Source organism: Thiothrix sp. (assembly GCF_028714775.1).
Classification (GTDB): domain Bacteria; phylum Pseudomonadota; class Gammaproteobacteria; order Thiotrichales; family Thiotrichaceae; genus Thiothrix.
In genome coordinates, this window is sequence record NZ_JAQTLS010000006.1 from 194,395 (window position 1) to 216,065 (window position 21,671).

Genomic DNA, 21,671 nt, shown 5'->3' on the forward strand with positions numbered 1-21,671 from the left:
GTGAGACTTTCAGTATGAAACCGCGCAATTATTAGGCGCTTTCCATGGCTGTTTCCGGTCTCCGCAAGCGTTCAAAACTTGCGCATTATGCTGAAAAGTTAGCCATCCAGAAAGGCGGTTTTATGGTCGTTTCTTGACCGTTCCATTTAATGGTTATTTCAGGTGCAGGGGTATTTAGGCGTTTCTTTAGCTCGTTCCGTAGGCTGAGTATCTGGAGGGGTGAGCCTGTCAGTTCGTGGGCAAGTTGGGCGGCAAAAAGGGAGGCTCTGACCATTTCGGGGCTGTAGCGGTTGCCTTGGGGGTCGATTAGAAAGTTTTCCCAGAATGTCCAGCCATCCCAAGGGGTAGGATAGTTTCGGTTATCCATGTTTCGAGATTCCAAAGCCAATAGAGTAGCCCCCATTCCCGGCGCTTGCGCCGTTGCTTGATTTCGCATAATGCATATTATGTCAATTTGACATAATATAAGTGAAATGTAATTATAGTGGTAGTAGAAACATTTGTGTAAATAACAAACAATTTCGTATTTGAGCATCTATACTCTGCTTTAGGAACAAGGACGTTATTGAACAACAATGTCGGAAGGTGGTTTGTCATGGAATCAGCAGGCTATTTTGTCACATATTTGCATCAGGGGTACGCCCTACAACAAAGGGCAAGTGCTGCCGCACTCTGCTGCCCCGTATGCGCTAGTAAAGCGGCGGTTATCAGGACACGCCGCTCACGCCTAATCAAATGGTTTACCCAGAAGAAACGCTATCTATGCCGCCAGTGCAAAACAGAATTCTGGGCGGATTAGCGTTTGCAGATTGGTGAATCGTCTGGCGTCTCTACACTACGCACGATAATGTCCACGAAATCATTGAGTTCATCCATACTGATAACACTCAGCATACGGTTCATGACATCGGGGTTGACTTGTGCGATGGTCTGTTTGCCGCCGAGCAATTGTAGGTAGATACCTGCGGTGCTTTTGGAATCGTCATCCTCAAACCCCTGCTCCAGCAAGGCTTGGTCTTCCATACTGAGTTCGTCGTAAAGTTCATCCAACTCGTCCCATAGTTCCTCATCTACCCCTTCCGAGATTTGCAGGACAATGGCGTTTTGCACGGGTTCGGTTTGCTGGGTATAGTCCAGATTGTGCCCTTTCAGCACTTCGATAAACTTGTCGGCAATGCTCGGGGTGAAAAACAGATATTCTAAGAATTCATCATTCATTCGTTACAACCTATTGATTTTCTTTGCCTGATACTTTCAGTAACACTTTATCCAACCACAGGGTTGGCAGCAAGCGCTTCAACACCCACAGAAAGTGACTGGGAGCAGTTACCCGGTAACGCGCTTTAGGATGCGGGCTTTCCAATGCTTGGATCACTTTTTCCAGCACAGCTTCTGGCGGAAGCGTAAACGGGACGGCAGGCCCTACTTTTTCCAAGCGTTGTATTGCTCCTTGGTATTTCTGGCGATGCGGGCTTTGGTCAATCTTGACCTGTTCCTTGAGTGCTTGCAGGGCATTGGCGCGGAAACGGCTTTCAATCGGCCCTGGTTCGATCAGGCACACTTTAATGTCAGTATCCTGCAATTCCAACCGCAAGGTGTCCGCCATCCCTTCAACCGCATACTTGCTGGCATTGTAAGCCCCACGAAACGGCAAAGCGACGAAACCCAGTAAAGAACTGTTGTAGATGATCCGCCCTTCATTGCGCTGACGCAAAATTGGCATCAACATGACGGTCAATTGATGCCAACCAAACACGTTGGCAGCAAACTGCTTTTCCATTGCTTCGCGGGATAGGTCTTCCAGCGCCCCTGCTTGCCCGTAAGCCCCGTTGTGAAAAACTGCGTATAACTCACTGTTAGTGCGTAACATTAACTCATAGACGGCATCCTGCACGCTTTCAGGGTCGGCAAGGTCAAGCTGTAGGGTCTTGAACCCTTCGCTTTCCAGCCGTTCTACATCTTCTTGCTTGCGGGCAGACGCAAACACTTGGTAGCCACGTGCCCGCAGCCCTTTCGCCACACAATAGCCAATCCCGCTGGAGCAACCCGTAATCAATACATTGCGCATCGTTTCTGCCGTCTCCCATTTCCATAAAAAGCGACAATGTAACGTGATTCATTGAATTCAGGCAATCACATCCTTATTATCATGTCCTAATACTCAGTTTTCCTTGTTTTCAGGAGATGGTTTTCTATGCCTATTTACGCTTATCAATGTGGTTCGTGTGGTCATGAACTGGAAGCCTTACAAAAAATGGCGGATGCGCCGTTAACCGAATGCCCTGCTTGCAACCAACCCGCATTAAGCAAGCAAGTGACGGCGGCGGCCTTCCGTTTGAGTGGCGCTGGTTGGTACGAAACCGACTTTAAAAATGGCAGCAAGAAGAATGTCGCCAGCACTGATGCAGCGCCTTCTCCGGCTTGCGGCACTGGAGCCTGCCCTGCCTGCCAACCATGACTCCCCTGCCCTGTTTGCCCGGTTTTTACACCGGGCAATGTCATACCCTACGCCACTTATCGGAAATCCACGCCTACCCATTGCTGATGTGAATACACAGGAATAAAATTGGCTTAGTGGTTTAATTACAACAATAAATGAGGGTAACGGGCTATGAAAAAGCAATTTCTGCTCGCAGCACTAGCAGCATTCTCAACATCTGCGGTTATGGCAGATGACCTGTTCGGTTCTTCCGATACTTCAGAAGGTGGCGGCACAGTTTACGGTGGTGTGAGCTTGGGAAAAACTGATGCTGATTGTGGTAGCACATCGGGCTGCAAAGGTTCCAACTGGAAAATGTATGGTGGGTATAATGTCACTTCCGACATTGCTGTTGAAGGTGCTTACCACAGCATGGTCAAAGCCAATGATGTCAAGGTAACAGGTCTGAGCGCTTCCGGCCTCTATTCCATGCCCGTAGCGGATAACATCAAGGCATTCGGTAAAGCTGGGGCAATCGCTTGGAAAGGTGACAGTACGCTAAATGGTACTGACATTTTGCTAGGTGCGGGTGCTACTTACAAAATCGACGATAACTGGGGCGTCCGTGGTGAATACGAACACGTAGGCGGCGACCTCAAAGCCAATATGTATTCTGTTGGTGCGGTATTCTCCACATTGTAATTCTGTCAGCGGCGGAAACGGCCTAAAAAAGCCTTCCGCCGCCCTGCCCTATAGCTGATTCCAGCTTGCACACAAGCCTGCCAAGGCTTAACATTCCCGCCTTTATAATCACAAATCACATTGGATTTTCAGGAATATACGATGCGTAGCCATTATTGCGGGCAGGTGGATGAAGCCCTGCTGGATCAGCAAGTTACTTTGTGTGGATGGGTAAACCGTCGCCGTGACCACGGTGGTGTCATTTTTATCGACTTGCGTGACCGGGAAGGTTTGGTGCAGGTCGTGTTTGACCCAGACCGCGCCGAAGTCTTTAAAACCGCAGAACGCGCCCGTAATGAATACGTGCTGCAAGTCGTCGGCAAAGTTCGCCGCCGTCCAGCCGGAACCGAAAATGCCAACCTGCGCAGTGGGCAAATCGAAATCCTTGGCCTTGAACTGAATGTATTGAACGCGGCTGAAACCCCGCCGTTCCAGTTGGATGAAGACAACGTTGGCGAAGAAACGCGCCTGACTTACCGCTATATCGACTTGCGCCGCCCAGAAATGCAAAAGCGTCTGCAAACCCGTGCGAAAGTCACAGGTTTCCTGCGCCGTTTCCTCGAAGACAATGGCTTTCTCGACATCGAAACCCCGATGCTGACCAAAGCCACCCCAGAAGGTGCACGCGATTACCTCGTGCCTAGCCGCACGCATCCGGGTTCGTTCTTCGCCCTGCCCCAGTCTCCGCAATTGTTCAAACAGTTGCTGATGATGTCCGGCATGGATCGTTACTACCAGTTTGCGCGTTGCTTCCGTGACGAAGACTTACGTGCCGACCGCCAGCCTGAATTCACCCAGTTGGATATTGAAACCTCCTTCATGGATGACAATGCCATCATGAGCTTGATGGAAGAAATGATGCGGGCGAATTTTAAGGAAACGCTGGGGGTTGAACTGCCAAACCCGTTCCCACGTATGCCTTACGCTGAAGCTATGCACCGCTTCGGTTCTGACAAGCCAGACATGCGCATTCCGCTGGAATTCGTCGAAGTTAGCGATTTGATGGCAAACGTCGAATTCAAGGTATTCTCTGCTCCAGCGAAAGACCCGGATAGCCGTGTGGTAGCCCTGCGCTTGCCAAACGGGAATGAACTGTCACGCAAAGAAATTGACGATTACACCGCTTTTGTTGGGCGTTATGGCGCGAAAGGTTTGGCCTACATCAAGGTCAATGACGCTGCTGCCGGACGCGAAGGCTTGCAATCCCCTATCCTGAAATTCCTGCCGGATGAAACCGTCACTGGAATCATGGAACGCACCGGCGCACAAACCGGCGACCTGATTTTCTTCGGTGCGGACAAATCCCGTGTGGTCAACGATGCCATCGGCGCATTGCGTGTGAAGCTCGGTCACGACCGTGGTTTGGCGCAAAGCGAATGGGCAGCATTATGGGTGGTTGACTTCCCGATGTTCGAGTGGGACGAAAAAGACAAACGCTGGGTTGCCCTGCATCACCCATTCACTGCGCCTAAGGGCACGCCGGAAGAACTGCTGGCGAATCCGGGAGAAGCCATTTCCATCGCTTACGACATGGTACTGAATGGTACGGAACTCGGCGGCGGTTCAGTGCGTATCCACAACATGGAAATGCAGAAATCTGTGTTCAAACTGTTGGGGATTTCCGACGAAGAAGCCCAAGAGAAATTCGGCTTCTTGCTGAATGCGCTGAAATACGGTTGCCCACCGCACGGTGGTTTAGCCTTCGGCCTTGACCGCTTGATCATGCTGATGACGGGTAGCCAGTCAATCCGCGACGTAATGGCATTCCCGAAAACCCAGACTGCCGCTTGCCCACTGACCGACGCCCCAGCGGAAGTCAGCGCCAAGCAATTACGCGAATTAAACATCCGCGTGCAGTTGCCGCAGAAATAAGCCCTTACTCCCCTCTTCCATTGGTAGAGGGGAGTTGGAGACTTCCTACCTTATCGCACAAAGCGCTGGCGGTATGCCATTTGGGAATTGCGCATCAATGGATTTAAGCAGGTTAGCTTGGGTTGCCGAAAGAGGGACTCTCGCCTGTAGTTTTTGCAATATTTTCAATGACCTTACCAAGTACTCGGCTTTCCGCTCTTGATCAAGCCCTAGCAGGTTTTGGTTAAATGCCAGTGCACTTTGATGCCACTTTTGTTCATTTTGAACGTCACCAATACCTGAATACAAATCTCCCAACATATTGTAATTTACTGATAAATCACGCAATAGGCCGATATTGTTAGGGTTGCGTTCCAATAGCTTCTCGCTAATGGGTAATGCTTTGAGGTAAATGTCTATCGCAGGTTTTAATTCACCGAGAGTAGCATACAAATTGCCCATTTTGTTGTAGCTCACGGATAATTCCCTTTGCACACCAACATCTTCCGGCAACAATGCTTGCAAGCGCTCAGTGATACCAAACGAACGCTCATACCATACCAGTGCTTCGCGGGTATCCTTCTGTTCTAGGTAGAAATCACCAATCCGTTCATAACCCATGGGCAAATCACGTAAACGTTCAGGCTGCGTTGGTGCTGCATCTAAAAGCTTTTCGCTGATTGTCACGGAGCTCTTGTAGGCTTGTAACGCATTGTCAGGCTCCCCTTTGAGCTTGTGCATGTCGCCGATCTTGATGTAACTCACGCTCAAATCGCGTTGCAGTACTTCACTGCTGGAATCCGCCTCGGCAAGCTGCTTCAGCTTAGCATTCTCAGCAAAATACTCATCCACAACTTGTTTGGCAGGCAATCTGATTGCACAGACGGACGGTGGTGGAATAATCGCCGACGCAATGCCCGGTAAGGTAGCCAATGTCATAGCGACCAACATTTTCACCAGTTGTTTGCGCAGTAGCTTAGGGGGATTCTCGAAACCCCTCAATGAAAGGGATATGTCGTCCATAAAATACACCTCAATGTAGGGGGTAACACTCAAATACACACTATCCAAAGTATAGCCAACAATATGGGCAATGCTCTGTCAAAGGTAAATTTTTGAACGATTCAAATTTATTTTTAATAACGTATAAACGTAATTAGTATTAATTACTTGTTAATCATATAGATAGTATGATTTATATGCTACATATGTAAACGTATTTTAGATATTAACAAGTTCAAACACCGTCGCAGGCTTACCATTTCTCCCATCAGCACGTTGGCGTACAGTACGCTTGATCCTTCCCTGTGTTTCCAGTGACTTGAGTAAGGTATTCATCGCTGCTGACTTAATGTTTTGCTGGAACACATTCACCCTGATCTGCGTTGTGGTCATCCCACCGTGTTTACGCAGTGCAACCAGAATCTTGTTGGCCTCTTCGTTCTGTTCACCTTCAAAGATGTAAGCAACGCTGCCGAGGCAATAATCCCAGACGTGTGCTGCTGCACGTAAATGTTGCGGCGTAACTTGATCGGTACAGTCCAGCAAGGCAAACACGCAGGCTATCCGTAACACTTGGACACGTGCACGCTCAGACATCGGGGAATTGGCCTTCGCCAAGGAAATCGCCAGTGTTCCCCACAGTTCCAAGGATTCTGCGGTGAGGCTCAGTTCATTGGTTTCGGCAGAAAACTGGATGGCTTTGGCAATGGCATCGGCGTAATGCAACATTTTCGCCACTGGAATGCTTTCGGGAATCGCCACGATCTTAGGACGGCGCACGCATACCCATAAGATGCGGCTCGCTAATGCGCTGGCGTATTCGCTTTGCTCCAGCCGTTTTATCAGCTCCTCGTAGGTAATGTGGGCAACAAAGCAAACGTGTGCATCGGTGACGGTAACGCGGTTACTTTTGGTCATCGGGGAAAAGTTACCCGAATCCCAAAAACGGCGGATCGCGGCGGAAACGGTATTGCCTTCACGGCGTGCAGCTTGCAAGACGGCGGCAAACTCCTCTTCCAGAATCATCAGGCGCTTATCGCTGACACCCTTGTCTGTGGCGTTGCCATCCTCATCTTCCGTATCGGCGGGATCACGGACAGCCCACGCTAGCCCTTCCCCGCTGGACATCGGGCCATCGCGGTACGATGCTGGCGGCAAGCCGATTTTACGCAGTTGCACATTCACGTATTCCAACATCAGTTTCCTGACCGGAGCGGCGGCTGTCCCCTTCCCGCCACCGGCAGAACTCGCGGTTACGCTGAATAAACGCGGCGGTGCTTCCACATCCCCCAAACGCAATACGGCTTTATTGCCGAAATAAGCGCCTGCCCATGTCAACAAATGGGTCAGCACACCAATCGGATCGGCTTCAGACTTTTCGCAGGCTTCTTGGGCAAAACGTCCAGCAATGCCGTAATAGCAGCCAGCATGGGGAACCGGAAATTCGGATGGGACTTCTTCGACTTCAATCGTGTTGTAGCTTCCTACGTCACGCAGTTTGACGACATTGCTCATGGGTAGTGTTCCCTGAATGATTAACTAAGAACGTATAAACACGTCTAACTATTTTTAGTATAACTTATTGTTAATAAAGTAAATATTTTTATTTACTTAAATACGTTATTAAAAATAAATTGTATTTGTACAAACCTCCCACTTCTTCCCCGTTATCTGAGAAAGAAGCAGAAAAATCCCCAATAGGTTGATTTCCTTACTTGTGTTTGATCAACCAACAGCCGTGAATCTTTGGATCACGCTCAAAATCGGGCGGTAAGGACTGTATCCGGTAGTCCTGCACCTGATATTTTTCCGTTACGGCTGGGTCAAGTTTGAACTTGCGGAAGTTGTTGGAAAATACTAGCGTCCCATCTGCAGCGAGTACCCGCATGGCATCATCAATCAACCCCACATGGTCACGTTGCACATCAAAGGTGTCCTGCATCCGCTTGGAATTGCTGAACGTGGGTGGATCAAGGAAGATCAGGTCGTAAAATTCGTCGCAGTCGTACAGCCAATCCAGCACATTGGCTTGGATGAAACGGTAGCGCCGGTAAGGGTCATGACGGAAACCGTTGAGGGCGAAATTGGCTTGCGCCCACTCCAGATAGGTGGCGGACATATCCACGCTATCCACCCTGCTCGCACCGCCAACGGCTGCATGGACGCTGGCAGTGCCCGTGTAGCAAAACAGGTTCAGCACTTTTTTCTCGCGTGAATGCTGTTGCAGCCAATAGCGCATTGGGCGGTGATCAAGGAATAACCCAGTATCGAGGTAATCCGTCAGGTTAACCTTAAAATGCACGCCGTTTTCGGTGATAGTCAGCGCTTGTTCCGCCCTGCCCTGTTTTTCATACTGGCTTTTGCCTTTCTGCTGTTTGCGCTGTTTCAGGACGATGTGGCGAGGATCAACGTCCAGCACTTCCGGCAAGGTCATTAACGCCTGTTCCAACCGCAGTTTGGCGTTTTTCTCGTCAATTGTTCTGGGTGGCGCGTATTCCTGTACGTGCAACCAGTCAGCGTAACGGTCAACGGCAATCGAGTATTCGGGGATGTCAGCGTCGTATACGCGATAGGCATTACTCTGCCCCGACTTGATAAATGGCTTTAACTTACGCAGGTTTTTGCTGATACGGTTGGCGAGATCGTCAGAAATCAGTACAGTGGGGCATTCTTTTTGGCGCAGATGCTCGAACGTATAGAGTTTGCATTCGGTTTCGCCATTCAGCAGGCGGTATTCTTTGCTGTAGAACAGGTTAGTCAGTGGCACGGGGGCTTGTGCATCGGCAAATAGTGCACCGCGATAGCCGCTGGGTAAACTCGCCATCCAATTTCCCAGTGCATTGTAAAGCGGGCGTAGGGCAACTGAAGTGTCGCCTTCTGCATACGGCGGGCTGCTGATGACTAAGCCTGTTGCAGCCGGGGAAGCTTCCGGCATGGTGTTGAGGTCGCATTGCGTCCAACGTGCGGCAGGCAAGTCAATAGAACGCCAGTCTGCACGCGCTGCGATCATTTCCGCAGGGTTAGGGTCGTTACCCCAAAAAGCGAAACGCGTTTCGTTGGCTAATCCGGTGGCTTGGCGTTGTTTGGCTTCTTCCAGTAGGGTATCCCACAATCCGGTATCGTGACCTAACCAACGTTCTGCAACCGTATGTTCGCGCAACAGGCCGGGGGCAATGTCCAGCGCCATCAATGCACCTTCGATCAACAATGTGCCTGCGCCGCACAGCGGGTCGAACAGGGCAATACTTTGCGCGTTACTGGCGACCATTTCAGGCCATCCGCTACGGATCAACACTGCTGCCGCCAAATTTTCGCGGATCGGTGCGTGGCTATCCGCTTGCCGGTAGCCACGTTGATGCAGGCTTTGCTGGTTGAGTTCGATGCCGATGCTGGCATTGCCTTTGTGCAGGTTAACCACCACCACAATATCCGGCTCATTGCTGACGCTGGGGCGGATACCGTCACGCGCCGTAAAGTAATCCGCAATCTGGTCTTTCACCCATTGCGCACCGAACTGGGTGTTGCGGATGTCATCGTTGAGGCCAAAGAAACGTACTTTTAGTGTACCATCAGCGCGGAGGTGTTCTTGCCAAGGGATGGTATTAATGAGGGTGCGTAATTCTTCTTGGTCTTTGCCGAAACCTTCCGCCAATTGCAAAGTAGCGCGGGAAGCCAAACGGCTCCACAACATCGCCCGGTAGCCGAAAGCCAAATCACCTATCGCTTGCACACCGGCATGACCGATTTTCACCTGTTGCGCACCGCAATGGCTCAGCTCGTTGGCGAGCAATGGCTCAATAAATTGGGGGCAGGCGAAAAACCACTGCAAAGGCGTCACGTTATCTGGCTGCATGTCGTTGACCGGGTAAGAGGGCAAAACGGGATTCTACCCCAACCACACAAATATTGGGTAGAATACCCCGTTTCGTCCCAGAGGATAATCACAATGGTTTGGAAACCCCGCGTCACCGTCGCCAGTGTCATTGAACGTGATGGACGTTTTCTCATGGTGGAAGAAATGCATTATGGGCAATTGACCATCAACCAGCCCGCCGGGCACATGGAGCACGGGGAAAGTTTGCTGGACGCCGTGCGCCGCGAAACCTTGGAAGAAACTGGCTGGCGTTTCGAGCCAACTGCCCTGCTGGGAATTTTCCACATGCAGCGCGAAGACCCTGACCGTGTGTACCTGCGCTTCACGTTTACCGGCACGCTCCTAGAACCTGTCCCCGGCTACCAGATCGACTCAGACATTATCGCGGTACACTGGCTGACCCGTGAACAAATCCACAACCAGCAGCCGCATGTTTGGCGCAGTGAATTGGTGGGGCGTTCGTTGGATATGTATGACGCCGGAGTGCGCCATTCCCTCGACAGTTTGCAATATTTCCTGTCCAATGACTGACATGAACAAACCACGTGTCATTGTCGGTATGTCCGGCGGGGTAGATTCCTCAGTTGCCGCCCTTCTCTTGCTTCAGCAAGGCTATCGCGTGGAAGGGCTATTCATGAAAAACTGGGAGGAAGACGACACGGAAAACTACTGTTCCGCCGCCGTTGACCTTGCCGATGCCCAAGCGGTTTCCGACCAGTTGGGCATCAAGTTGCATACCATGAATTTCGCTTCCGAATATTGGGATCGGGTGTTTACTTATTTCCTCGACGAATATCGTGCCGGGCGCACCCCCAACCCGGACATCATGTGCAATAAGGAAATCAAGTTCAAAGCCTTCCTCGATTTCGCACTGGAACTGGGCGCTGACTACATCGCCACGGGGCATTACGCCCGCATTGCCCGCGACCCCGATGGCACGGTACGGATGCTCAAAGGCGTGGACGCTAACAAAGACCAAACCTATTTCCTTTACACCCTGCAACAACACCAATTGCAACGCAGCCTGTTTCCGGTTGGCGAGTTGGAAAAAAGCCGAGTGCGTGAAATCGCAGATGAAGCGGGTTTTACCACCGCACGCAAAAAAGACAGCACGGGTATTTGTTTCATCGGCGAACGTAAGTTTCGCGACTTCCTGCAACGTTTCCTGCCTGCCCAGCCCGGTGACATCGTTACCCCGCAAGGCGAGGTGATTGGGCAGCATTATGGCCTGATGTATTACACCCTCGGTCAGCGTCAAGGCTTAGGCATCGGCGGGCGTAAAGATGCAGCAGAGTCACCGTGGTTCGTGGTTGATAAGGATATGCCCAACAACCGTCTGATTGTCACCCAAGGCCATCAGCACGAATTGTTGATGAAACATTTCCTATTGGCTTCGCAATTGCATTGGGTTGCAGGCGCTGCACCCGCACAAGCATTTGAATGCAAAGCCAAAGTGCGCTACCGTCAGGTGGAAGAAAGTTGTCAGGTAATCATACGCGATGGCGGGGATTGTGAAGTGTGTTTCCCGCAAGCCCAACGCGCCATTACCCCCGGTCAGTCGATTGTGTTTTATCAGGGAGAAACCTGCCTCGGTGGCGGTATCATTGACAGCATGGCAACGGATTGTCCTGAATTTGCCCGCTGACTTGAATTGTCGCAGCCTGCCCTTATATCCAAGGCTGTGTATTTAAAATGATTATCCGAGTAAAGATACCCCTGTGGAAGCCAATACCCGAAACCGTACTATCGCCCTTGCTGCCCTATTCCAATGCGTGGAAGGTGTTCTCCAGATCGCCACGCGCGGAAACGTGGACAACGAACTGCTGGACAGTTGCATCAACAGCATCTTAACCGAAGATAGCAGTTCCCCCGAAGCCCTGTACGGCGGTGTAGGCAACCTAAAAACCGGGCTGCGTGTGTTGATGCACCAGTTGGGTTCTGGCAACCTTGCCCCGGATGGTAAACCCAAAAACATCGAAGCCACCCGCTACGCAGTCAACCTGTTGTACTTGGAAAAGAAGCTAGCGAACGATCAGGATACTTTCGGTAAATTGTTAGGCAGCATTGAGAGCGCCCAGCAACAGCTTGATTTCTTTGCCATGACGCACCCCAATATGATCGCTCGCTTGGGGGAAATCTACAGTAACACCATCAGTAAACTCGGCCCCCGCATCATGATCAAAGGCGACCAAGGCCACCTTTCCAACCCCGATAATGCCGCGAAAATCCGTGCTTTGTTGCTAGCGGGTGTGCGTGCTGCACTGCTGTGGCGGCAAGCGGGTGGAAGCCGCTGGAAACTGATTTTCTCACGCGGCTCCATGCAACAAGAAGCACAAAGTTTATTAAAAGCCTAAGTTAGCGTTGATCTGTGCAATAACTGCCAGTGGATTAGGTGCTTGGGTAATCGGCCTGCCCACCACCACGTAACTGACACCTGCTTCCCGCGCTTGAACCGGCGTCATTACCCGCGATTGGTCGCCTTGGTCACTGCCTGCAGGACGGATACCCGGCGTTACTAACAGGAAATCTTGCCCCAACGCTGCCCGTAGCATCGCAGCTTCTTGCGCAGAACAGACGACCCCATCCAAGCCACTGCTTGCTGCCAATTGCGCCAGATGTTGCACCTGCTGCATTGGCTCTGCTGCCACACCTGTACTTTGCAATTGCGCCTTATCCATTGAGGTCAGCACGGTAACGGCAATCAATTTTGGGGGATTGGCAACGTCCTGCAAGGCTTCCCGTGCTGCTGCCATCATTTTAGCCCCACCCACGGCATGGACGTTGATCATCCACACGCCCAGCCCTGCTGCCGCTTTACACGCCGATGCCACGGTATTGGGGATGTCGTGGAATTTCAGGTCAAGGAATACGTCAAACCCGCGCTGCACCAGTTGGCGTACAAATTCAGGCCCCGCAGCGACAAACAACTCAAAGCCCACCTTAAGTTTGCATTGTGCAGGGGCAAGCGGTTCCACAAACGCAAGTGCCTGTTCGGCAGTCCCAAAATCAAGGGCAATAATCAAACGGCTAGACATACGCGATCCCGAAAAAAGTTAAACATTGCTGACCGTATCCCACTGATGGCAGGCCGGGCAGCGCCATAAATAGTCGTGCATTTTATACCCGCAATGGCTGCACTGGAACTCTGGCTGATTCGCCGCCAAGCGCTGCAAGGCGGTTTGTATCTGGGTGATTTCACAAGCCCCTTGGTCTTTCCACAAGGAAGACAGCACTTCAGTGGAATAAGCCAAGGTGTTGAGCGTCGGTTTGCCTTTCAGCAAATGCTCTTCCACTTGCGTGTGCATATCCGTCAATTTACCGAGCTTACGCGCCAATTGCAGCAGGTAGGCAAACAAGCGCACATCCTGTGTTTTTGCGAAAGCCTGCTGGGTAAACAGGTATAGACTTTCCAGTTCATCTTTCTCGGGGAAGTTATTGATTAATTGGCTAAATAGCATTCCCATCAGGCGTGTATCCTGAAGGATAGCCTTCTGGTACGTCGCTAATGCCTCTTTGCGTTGCCCGCGTGCGAATGCCAAATCGCCTCTCAATACCTGTATGCGCGAAGAGCCGGGATGAACTTTAGCGGCTTGTTTGATGGTTTCTTCCACGCGGAACAAATTGTTTTTCTGTAATTCCTGCGTTGCCAGCTCACAGTAATAGTGGGCAATCAAACGGCTGTGGTCAGTCTTTCCACGTTGTTGGGCGCATTGGCTGATTTCGATAGCTTTGTCCCACTCATGCAATTGCTCGTAAATGTTGCGCAATGGCTCGCAAGCATCCGAACTTTTAGGATCATCTTTGAGTAATTCGCTGAACACACTTTCTGCCCGATCCAACATTCCGGCGGAGAAAAAGTCTTCGCCCAAGGCCAGCATCGCAGAAGTACGTTGGGTTTTACTTAAATCAGGACGTGCCACCAGGTTTTGGTGTACCCGCAACGCACGGGTGACTTCCCCCCGGTTACGAAATAAGTTGCCCAACAGCAAAAATGTATCGGCAGTGTATTCGTCAATTTCTGGGTAATTAAGGAATACGTCCAACGCCTTATCCGGCTGTTCGCTCAGCAAGTAGTTAATACCGCGCACAAAATGCACGGAAATTTGCTTACGCTTTTCTTGGCGCTCTTTGTAGCGTTTACGTGCAGCCTGCCAACCTGAGTAAAAGGCCAGCGGTAGTAATAAGAACAGTATTTCTTGCATAACCTTTCAGACATAAAAAGGGAGGCAACGCGCCCCCCTTAGTTCATTTGGATAACGAAACACACCTAAAGCTAATCCTGAATCGGATATTGCTCCCGTGATTCGTTCACCCGCTCGCGCAATTCCTTGCCCGGCTTAAAATGCGGGACGTGTTTAGGTGGCAATTCCACCTGATCCCCTGTTTTGGGATTACGCCCCTTCCGCGCAGAACGGTGATGCAGCGAAAAACTGCCGAAACCACGGACTTCAATACGTCCGCCATCCGACAGGGTGTCGCTCATCTTGTCCAACAATAGCTTGACGGACGATTCTACATCCCGGCTACTGAGGTGGCTTTGTTTGCGCGACAGAATATCAATGATTTCAGATTTGGTCATCCTTTCCACTCCTGAACAAGCGATGGGGCATTCATTAATCGTTGTTGCAGCTTCGGATTTTTGAAAGTATCGCGGGCTTTATGACCCGCAATACCAAAAACTATAGACCATCCTTGGCCTGTTTGTCGTCCTGAAGGCGGATATTATTCGCCCATTTGTTCCTTAAAGATGTCGCCCAGTGAAGTGGAAGCACCGCCGGAACGTCCGGTGTACTCACGCATCACACGTGCTTCATCGTCATCATCCTTGGCCTTGATAGACAGGTTGATGGAACGGGTTTTGCGGTCAACGCCCATGAATTTGGCTTCAATTTTGTCGCCTTCTTTCAACAGGGTACGTGCATCTTCCACGCGGTCGCGGGACAGTTCGGAAGCACGCAGGATACCTTCGATGCCTTCACCCAGATCAATCTTGGCAGATTTCGGGGTAACTTCAACCACAGTACCTTTGACTACGCTGCCTTTAGTGTGGGCTGCAACGAAGTTGGAGAACGGGTCTTGTTCCATTTGCTTGATGCCCAAGGAGATGCGCTCACGCTCAGGATCAACTGCCAATACAACGGCTTCAACTTCATCGCCTTTCTTATAGCTACGCACGGCTTCTTCGCCAGGAACGTTCCAAGAAATGTCAGACAAGTGAACCAGACCGTCAATGCCACCATCCAGACCGATGAAGATACCGAAGTCAGTGATTGACTTGATCTTACCGGAAACGCGGTCACCTTTGTTACGGGTTCCTGCAAACTCATCCCACGGATTTGCTTGGCATTGTTTCATGCCCAAGGAAATGCGGCGGCGGTCAGCGTCGATGTCGAGGATCATGACTTCAACTTCGTCACCCAAGGTTACAACCTTAGCTGGGTTAACGTTTTTGTTCGTCCAATCCATTTCAGAAACGTGTACCAGACCTTCAACACCGTCTTCGATTTCCACGAAGCAGCCGTAGTCGGTCAGGTTGCTGACCTTACCAAAGATGCGCGTGCCGGACGGGTAACGACGGACCAAATCTTGCCATGGGTCTTCGCCCAACTGCTTGAGACCCAAGGATACGCGGTTTTTGTCGCGGTCGAACTTGAGGACTTTAACTTCGATTTCATCGCCGATGCTGACGACTTCAGAAGGATGCTTGACGCGCTTCCAAGCCATGTCGGTGATGTGCAACAGGCCGTCGATGCCGCCGAGGTCGAGGAACGCACCGTAATCGGTAAGGTTCTTGACCACGCCTTTGATGACTTGACCTTCTTGCAGGTTTTCCATCAGCGCTTCGCGTTCTGCACTGTATTCTTCTTCCACAACTGCGCGGCGTGAAACCACAACGTTGTTGCGTTTTTGATCCAGCTTGATCAGTTTGAATTCCAATTCCTTGCCTTCCAGATAGGAAGTGTCACGGACTGGACGTACATCCACCAGTGAACCAGGCAAGAATGCACGGATGTCGCTGAGTTCAACAACGAAACCGCCTTTAACTTTACCAGTGATGATACCAGTAACAATTTCGTCGTTAGTAAACGCTTCTTCCAGAATTTCCCAAGCACGCAGACGGCGGGCTTTTTCACGGGACAGGCGGGTTTCACCGAAACCGTCTTCGACGGTATCAAGTGCTACTTCTACCAAATCACCCACTTTAACAGTGATTTCACCGCGTTCATTTTTGAACTGCTCGGCAGGAATAACACCTTCGGATTTCAGGCCCGCGCTGACAATAACGAAATCGGAGCGTACTTCAAGAACTGTTGCATTGAGCAGAGCGCCCGGCTGCATTTGGGTATACGAAAGGCTCTCTTCAAACAGTTCGGCAAAACTTTCAGTCATGGAAAAAAATACCTGTAAATATCAATGTTATCGCCAAGGCATCCTGCTATGACGGGTAAAACGCAAAAAGCCCCGACTGCCTGTCAGGGCTACCTACAAATTTATTAATCCAAACAAATGCTTAGCTAATGTGCCGTAACACTTCCGCAAATACCTCCGCTTGAGTAAGCGGGCTGGTATCAATCACCACTGCATCATCAGCAGGTTTCAGGGGAGCTACCGGACGGTTGCTGTCGCGCTCGTCACGGGCATTAATGTCTTGAATCAGGTCGCAGAGTTTAGCACTAAGCCCCTGTTCGCTCAACTGTTTCAGGCGACGTTCTGCACGGATTTCAGCACTCGCCGTGAGGTAAAACTTGTGGGTGGCATCGGGGAATACCACTGTCCCCATATCACGCCCATCGGCAATCAAACCCGGCAGTTGGCGGAAGTTACGCTGAAGTTGCAATAAAGCTGCCCGCACATTGGGCAAAACCGCAATTTGTGAGGTGGCACTGGCGCAAGCTTCGTTGCGGATGTCCGCCGTCACCTTTTGCCCATCCAACCACGCCTCGCCGTTTTTGAATTCGATATTTAGCTTGGAAATCATCGCTGTTAGCGCGGCTTCATCATGTAAACTCAAGCTACGGCGCAAGGCCGCCAGCGCTGCCACGCGGTAAATCGCGCCGCTGTCGAGCAAATGCCAACCGAGCTTATCAGCCAACATGCAGGCGATGGAACCCTTGCCTGCTCCGGCGGGGCCATCAATGGTGAGGACGGGAATATGCATAAAGATAACCAAACTACTGTGCCAAGGTGCGCGAGGCTACTATAATCGCTGCCCGATTGTCCATTGGCTAACACAGGAGCCACTATGTCCACCCGTCCAAGCAAAGAACTGGAAACGTTCCCCAACCCTAACCCGCAGCGCGATTACACCATCCGTATCGACGTGCCGGAATTCACCTGCATTTGCCCTAAAACCGGGCAGCCGGATTTCGCCCAGTTCAAGATTGAATACGTGGCAGACGAAAAGTGTGTGGAACTGAAATCCCTCAAGCTCTACATGTGGAGCTACCGCGAAGAAGGCGCATTCCACGAAGCCGTCACCAACAAAATTCTGGAAGACTTGGCAACCGCGACCGAACCACGTTTTATGCGCCTGACTGGGGTATGGAATGTACGTGGCGGTATTTACACTACCGTAGTGGTCGAGCACCGCAAGGTGGGTTGGGTTCCCGCCCCAAAAGTGGAATTGGCGTAATTACAGCCATTTGCGCCACTTGAAGGCCGCCAGCATTCCGATTGCCAATACGATCATGATGCCCCATACGCCGTAATAGCCGTTCTGCCATTTCAATTCCGGCATATTTTCAAAATTCATCCCGTATACGCCGACAATAAAGGTTAACGGGATGAAAATCGTGCCGACAATGGTGAGTACACGCATGATGTCGTTCATGCGGTTGCTGACGCTGGAAAGGTAAATGTCCAACATGCCACTGAGCATTTCGCGGTAGGTTTCAATCAGGTCAATGACTTGCACGGCATGGTCATAACAGTCACTGAAATACGGGCGCATGGTGGCATCGACCAGTTCGGCATCGTGTTGGATCAAGCGATTGATGACTTCACGTTGCGGCCAAAGGGCGCGGCGTAACAGCAACAGGTCGCGCTTGAGTTCATGCAGGGTATTGAGGATGCGCTTGTCGGGCTTTTCCAGCACTTGTTCTTCGAGGTCTTCGATCTGTTCGCCGAGGTCTTCAAGTAGCGGGTAAGCTGAGTCGATTACCACATCCACCAGCGTATACAACAGGTAACTGACACCGCGTGTGCGGATACGCCCAAAACCTTGCCGTAAGCGTTCGCGCACTGGCTCGAAAGCAGTACCGTCACCGTTGCAAAAGCTCAGCAAATGCCCTTCGCCGACGAACAGGCTAATTTGTTCCAGCAGTATTTCACCCTCAACCAAGTGCGGCAGGTTGAGGATCAGGAAGGCGTATTGCTCATGGAAGTCGATCTTTGGGCGCTGTCCGCTATTGAGGATGTCTTCGAGCGCCAAGGGGTGCAGGCCGAAGGTTTCTCCCAATTGGTTGACGGCGGCAGGGTCGTAGACACCTGTGACATCCAGCCAGTCGACCTTCGTATTGCCTAGCGCGGCCTGACATTGGGTAACGCTGGGTGAAAGGATTTCACTGAACTGCTCTGCATCGTATTCAAACAAGCGGATACAGGTTTCACCGCCCGCGCCGTGACGGGAAAGCGTCCCCGGTGGTGTGCCCGGTGGGTGATAGCGTTTGCCGAAAGTTTCCATGCGACTCCGAGTGTATAATGGCCTAAGCTGTCACGAATCATATCGCAGTAAGGAGAGTGGTGTATGCCTACAGATTTACGCAGACTCGCCGTCACCGGAATGCTGCTGGCTTTGCTGGCTGGGTGTAAGGATAGCCCATCGGCAACCCTGCAAGGCTATGTTGAAGGCGAATACCTGCGCCTTGCCGCGCCGCTTGCGGGCAAGCTGGAACAAATCAGCGTGCAACGTGGCGATAATGTCAGCGCCAAGCAAGCACTGTTCACGCTGGATGCTGTCAAAGAACAAGCTGCCGTTGCTGAAGCCAACGCCCGTCTCTCCCAAGCTAAAGCGCAAGCCGCCGATCTTGATACTGGCAAACGCCCCAGCGAAATCGCCACGGTACAAGCGGGTCTGGAGTCCGCCCAAGCCAGCTTGAAAGCCGCCGAAGCCGAACTTGCCCGCCAACAAAAACTGGTAGCACAGCACTATTTGCCCGCTGCGAACCTTGATACTTACAAAGCACAACGCGACACCGCCGCTGCCAAAGTCCGCGAATTCCAAGCCCAAATTAACACCGCACAACTGGCAGGTCGCGACCAAACCCGCCTTGCCGCTCAAGCCAGTATCAAAGCTGCCGAAGCCGCCCTCGCCCAAGCGCAATGGCAACTCGACCAAAAAGCTGTCACTGCCCCCCAAAATGGCATGGTGGACGACACCTATTACCGTACAGGCGAATGGGTAGCCGCTGGTAGCCCGGTGCTCAGTATTTTGCCGCCAGAAAACCGCAAGGTGCGCTTCTTCATCCCCGAACCACAACTCGGTAGCTTGCAAACTGGGCAAGGCGTGCAGGTCAGTTGCGACGGCTGCGGCGAACCTATCCGCATGAAAATCAGCTACATTGCTCCACAAGCCGAATACACCCCACCGGTCATCTACAGCAAGGATTCGCGCGAAAAACTGGTGGTGATGGTGGAAGCAATACCCAATGCAGCGGACGCATCACGCCTGAAAGTAGGGCAGCCCGTGGATGTGGCACTGGAAGCGGGTAATAAGCCATGACCCTCGCTATCGACGTGCGCGGCCTCAACAAACACTTCGGCGACAAACACGTCGTCCAAGATTTGTCGTTGCAAGTCAAACAGGGCGAAATCTTCGGCTTTCTCGGCCCTAACGGCAGCGGCAAAACCACCTCCATCCGCATGTTGTGCGGTCTACTCACTCCTGACAGCGGCGCAGGCCAGTGCCTCGGCTACGATGTCATCCGCGAAACCGCCGCGATCAAGCGCCACGTCGGTTACATGACCCAACGTTTTTCGTTATGGGAAGACCTCACTATCCGCGAAAACCTCGATTTCATCGCCCGCATGTACGGTATGAAAAACCGCAAACAAGCCGTCAACGCCGTGTTGGTCAAACTGGGGCTGGATGAACGCCGCAACCAGCTAGCAGGCGCACTTTCTGGCGGCTGGAAACAGCGTCTTGCCCTAGCCGCCTGCATGATGCACGAACCGCAATTATTGCTGCTCGACGAACCCACCGCAGGTGTCGACCCCAAAGCACGGCGCGAATTCTGGGATGAAATCCACCAACTGGCGGCGCAAGGTATCTCGGTGCTGGTTTCCACCCACTACATGGACGAAGCCGAACGTTGCCACAAACTCGCCTACATCGCCCGTGGCAAATTGCTCATCACCGGCAGCGCCGAGGAAGTCATTGCCAGCCAGCGGCTGACGGCGTGGGAAGTCAGTGGCGCAGAACTGCAAGGGTTGGCGGAACAGTTACGCCACCTGCCTGCGGTAGAACAGGTCACGGCCTTCGGCAGCCGTTTGCACGTCATCGGCGGGGATGCGGCATTGCTTGAAGCCGCACTGGAACCTTTCCGCCAACTGCCCGGCTACCAGTGGCAGAAAATTGAAGCCGGGTTGGAAGACGTGTTCATCAGCCTGATGGAACGGCAAAACGACCAGCAGGAGGTCGTATGAACCCGGCAGCTTCACTCGCCCGCTTGTGGGGTATTGCGCTGAAAGAACTCGTGCAGTTGAGTCGCGACCGCCTAACTTTCGGCATGATTGTGGGCATCCCCATCATGCAATTGCTGCTGTTCGGTTTCGCCATCAACTCCGACCCCAAGCATTTACCGACCGCCATACAGGTGCAGGATAACAGCGTGTTTACCCGCACCTTCATCCGCAGTCTGGAGAACACCGGGTATTTCCAGATCGTGCAGCAAGTAAGCAGTGAAGCGCAGGCCAACCAACTGCTGGCGGAAGGTGAGGTGCAATTCGTGGTTAACATTCCGCCCGATTTCTCGCGGCAACTGGTGCGCGGCGAACGCCCAATAATCCTGCTGGAAGCGGATGCGACTGACCCGGCAGCGACCAGCAATGCGCTGGCTTCGTTGCTGACGGTGGGGCAATCGGTGCTCAACCGTGACCTGACGGGATCGCTGGCGAAACTGCGCCCGAGCGATGCGCCGTTTGAAGTGCGCGTACATCGCCGTTACAACGCGGAAGGCATTACCCAGTACAACATCGTGCCGGGATTGATGGGCGTGATTCTGACCATGACGATGGTGCTGATGACCGGCTTGGCGATGACCCGCGAACGTGAACGCGGTACTTTTGAGAACCTGTTGGCGACTCCGGCGAAACCGCTGGAAGTCATGGCGGGCAAGATTGTGCCATACATCATGATCGGGCTGGTGCAAATGACACTGATTTTGCTGGCGGCGCGGTTCATTTTCGCCGTGCCGTTTCAGGGCAGCTTGTTGTTGCTGTATGCGGTGTCGCTGCTATTCATTGCTGCCAACCTGAGTCTGGGGATGACGTTTTCGACCATTGCGCGGAACCAGTTGCAGGCCATGCAGATGACGTTCTTTTTCTTCCTGCCGTCGATTTTGCTGTCGGGGTTCATGTTCCCGTTTCGGGGGATGCCGGGCTGGGCGCAAGTGATCGGCAATGGGCTGCCACTGACGCATTTCTTGCGGCTGGTGCGCGGGATTCTGCTCAAGGGCAATGATCTGGTGGAAATTTGGCCTCATGTCTGGCCTATTATGCTGTTCATGACCGTGATCGTGGCGCTAGGGGCTAAGTTTTATAAGCGCACGCTGGATTAGCCAGCAT

22 protein-coding genes are annotated in these 21,671 nt (G+C 52.0%); 10 read left to right on the forward strand and 12 right to left on the reverse strand.

Going from position 1 to position 21,671, the window contains the following annotated elements; genetic code table 11:
* Positions 1-85 precede the first annotated feature (85 nt).
* The 3 genes from PHE17_RS07375 to PHE17_RS07385 form a co-directional block, all read right to left on the reverse strand.
* Positions 86-367 (reverse strand): DUF3653 domain-containing protein, encoded by a 282-nt coding sequence (locus PHE17_RS07375; protein WP_301015183.1) that lies wholly within the window; start codon positions 365-367, stop codon positions 86-88.
* A 428-nt stretch (positions 368-795) separates the two neighbouring features.
* Entirely contained in the window at positions 796-1,218 is a 423-nt protein-coding gene (locus tag PHE17_RS07380) for a hypothetical protein (protein ID WP_301015184.1), read from the reverse strand.
* Between the two features lie 10 nt (positions 1,219-1,228).
* Positions 1,229-2,068: an SDR family oxidoreductase gene (locus PHE17_RS07385; RefSeq protein ID WP_301015185.1), complete on the reverse strand. Its 840-nt coding sequence runs from the start codon at positions 2,066-2,068 to the stop codon at positions 1,229-1,231.
* A 126-nt stretch (positions 2,069-2,194) separates the two neighbouring features.
* Between PHE17_RS07385 and PHE17_RS07390 the strand changes: the two genes are divergently transcribed.
* From PHE17_RS07390 to aspS, 3 genes are all read left to right on the forward strand, one after another.
* Positions 2,195-2,458, forward strand: coding sequence for an FmdB family zinc ribbon protein (locus PHE17_RS07390; RefSeq protein WP_301015186.1), 264 nt, complete (start codon positions 2,195-2,197; stop codon positions 2,456-2,458).
* Positions 2,459-2,611: 153 nt separating this feature from the next.
* Positions 2,612-3,121 carry an outer membrane beta-barrel protein gene (locus PHE17_RS07395; protein ID WP_301015187.1) on the forward strand — a complete coding sequence of 170 codons (510 nt, stop codon included), beginning with the start codon at positions 2,612-2,614 and terminating at the stop codon, positions 3,119-3,121.
* Positions 3,122-3,262: 141 nt separating this feature from the next.
* Entirely contained in the window at positions 3,263-5,032 is a 1,770-nt protein-coding gene (aspS, locus tag PHE17_RS07400) for an aspartate--tRNA ligase (protein WP_301015188.1), read from the forward strand.
* 45 nt (positions 5,033-5,077) lie between these two features.
* Here aspS and PHE17_RS07405 read toward each other — a convergent pair whose 3' ends face one another.
* From PHE17_RS07405 to rlmKL, 3 genes are all read right to left on the reverse strand, one after another.
* Complete coding sequence (locus PHE17_RS07405) at positions 5,078-6,034, reverse strand: tetratricopeptide repeat protein (protein ID WP_301015189.1); 957 nt, start codon at positions 6,032-6,034, stop codon at positions 5,078-5,080.
* 198 nt (positions 6,035-6,232) lie between these two features.
* The gene (locus tag PHE17_RS07410) at positions 6,233-7,528 is read right to left on the reverse strand and encodes a hypothetical protein (protein WP_301015190.1); all 1,296 of its coding nucleotides are present in this window, start codon (positions 7,526-7,528) and stop codon (positions 6,233-6,235) included.
* Between the two features lie 196 nt (positions 7,529-7,724).
* Entirely contained in the window at positions 7,725-9,866 is a 2,142-nt protein-coding gene (gene rlmKL / locus PHE17_RS07415; RefSeq protein ID WP_301015191.1) for a bifunctional 23S rRNA (guanine(2069)-N(7))-methyltransferase RlmK/23S rRNA (guanine(2445)-N(2))-methyltransferase RlmL, read from the reverse strand.
* 93 nt (positions 9,867-9,959) lie between these two features.
* Between rlmKL and PHE17_RS07420 the strand changes: the two genes are divergently transcribed.
* From PHE17_RS07420 to hflD, 3 genes are all read left to right on the forward strand, one after another.
* Positions 9,960-10,418, forward strand: a complete 459-nt coding sequence (locus PHE17_RS07420; protein WP_301015192.1) for an NUDIX hydrolase — start codon at positions 9,960-9,962, stop codon at positions 10,416-10,418.
* Between the two features lies 1 nt (position 10,419).
* Entirely contained in the window at positions 10,420-11,532 is a 1,113-nt protein-coding gene (gene mnmA / locus PHE17_RS07425) for a tRNA 2-thiouridine(34) synthase MnmA (RefSeq protein ID WP_301015193.1), read from the forward strand.
* 73 nt (positions 11,533-11,605) lie between these two features.
* Positions 11,606-12,241: a high frequency lysogenization protein HflD gene (gene hflD, locus PHE17_RS07430; RefSeq protein ID WP_301015194.1), complete on the forward strand. Its 636-nt coding sequence runs from the start codon at positions 11,606-11,608 to the stop codon at positions 12,239-12,241.
* On the opposite strand, the gene pyrF is transcribed toward hflD, so the two are convergent.
* The 5 genes from pyrF to cmk form a co-directional block, all read right to left on the reverse strand.
* On the reverse strand, positions 12,230-12,922 hold the full coding sequence (pyrF, locus tag PHE17_RS07435; RefSeq protein ID WP_301015195.1) for an orotidine-5'-phosphate decarboxylase: 693 nt from the start codon (positions 12,920-12,922) through the stop codon (positions 12,230-12,232). The two genes, hflD and pyrF, sit on opposite strands and share 12 nt — an antisense overlap.
* Before the next feature lie 18 nt (positions 12,923-12,940).
* Entirely contained in the window at positions 12,941-14,089 is a 1,149-nt protein-coding gene (locus PHE17_RS07440; protein WP_301015196.1) for a tetratricopeptide repeat protein, read from the reverse strand.
* Positions 14,090-14,160: 71 nt separating this feature from the next.
* A complete protein-coding gene (locus PHE17_RS07445) occupies positions 14,161-14,466 on the reverse strand; it encodes an integration host factor subunit beta (RefSeq protein WP_301015197.1) in 306 nt (101 codons plus the stop codon).
* Positions 14,467-14,609: 143 nt separating this feature from the next.
* Positions 14,610-16,277 (reverse strand): 30S ribosomal protein S1, encoded by a 1,668-nt coding sequence (gene rpsA / locus PHE17_RS07450; RefSeq protein WP_301015198.1) that lies wholly within the window; start codon positions 16,275-16,277, stop codon positions 14,610-14,612.
* A gap of 121 nt (positions 16,278-16,398) precedes the next feature.
* The gene (gene cmk, locus PHE17_RS07455) at positions 16,399-17,046 is read right to left on the reverse strand and encodes a (d)CMP kinase (RefSeq protein ID WP_301015199.1); all 648 of its coding nucleotides are present in this window, start codon (positions 17,044-17,046) and stop codon (positions 16,399-16,401) included.
* Positions 17,047-17,130: 84 nt separating this feature from the next.
* Here cmk and queF point away from each other — a divergent pair, with 84 nt between their 5' ends.
* On the forward strand, positions 17,131-17,520 hold the full coding sequence (gene queF, locus PHE17_RS07460; RefSeq protein ID WP_301015200.1) for a preQ(1) synthase: 390 nt from the start codon (positions 17,131-17,133) through the stop codon (positions 17,518-17,520).
* Here queF and corA read toward each other — a convergent pair whose 3' ends face one another.
* On the reverse strand, positions 17,521-18,570 hold the full coding sequence (corA, locus tag PHE17_RS07465; protein WP_301015201.1) for a magnesium/cobalt transporter CorA: 1,050 nt from the start codon (positions 18,568-18,570) through the stop codon (positions 17,521-17,523).
* 63 nt (positions 18,571-18,633) lie between these two features.
* On the opposite strand from corA, the gene PHE17_RS07470 reads away from it, so the two are divergent.
* The 3 genes from PHE17_RS07470 to PHE17_RS07480 are packed head-to-tail and all read left to right on the forward strand — an operon-like array spanning position 18,634 to position 21,664.
* On the forward strand, positions 18,634-19,608 hold the full coding sequence (locus PHE17_RS07470; protein ID WP_301015202.1) for an HlyD family efflux transporter periplasmic adaptor subunit: 975 nt from the start codon (positions 18,634-18,636) through the stop codon (positions 19,606-19,608).
* Positions 19,605-20,531, forward strand: a complete 927-nt coding sequence (locus PHE17_RS07475) for an ABC transporter ATP-binding protein (RefSeq protein ID WP_301015203.1) — start codon at positions 19,605-19,607, stop codon at positions 20,529-20,531. The genes PHE17_RS07470 and PHE17_RS07475 overlap by 4 nt, the downstream gene beginning before the upstream one ends.
* On the forward strand, positions 20,528-21,664 hold the full coding sequence (locus PHE17_RS07480) for an ABC transporter permease (RefSeq protein ID WP_301015204.1): 1,137 nt from the start codon (positions 20,528-20,530) through the stop codon (positions 21,662-21,664). The genes PHE17_RS07475 and PHE17_RS07480 overlap by 4 nt, the downstream gene beginning before the upstream one ends.
* Positions 21,665-21,671: the final 7 nt, after the last annotated feature.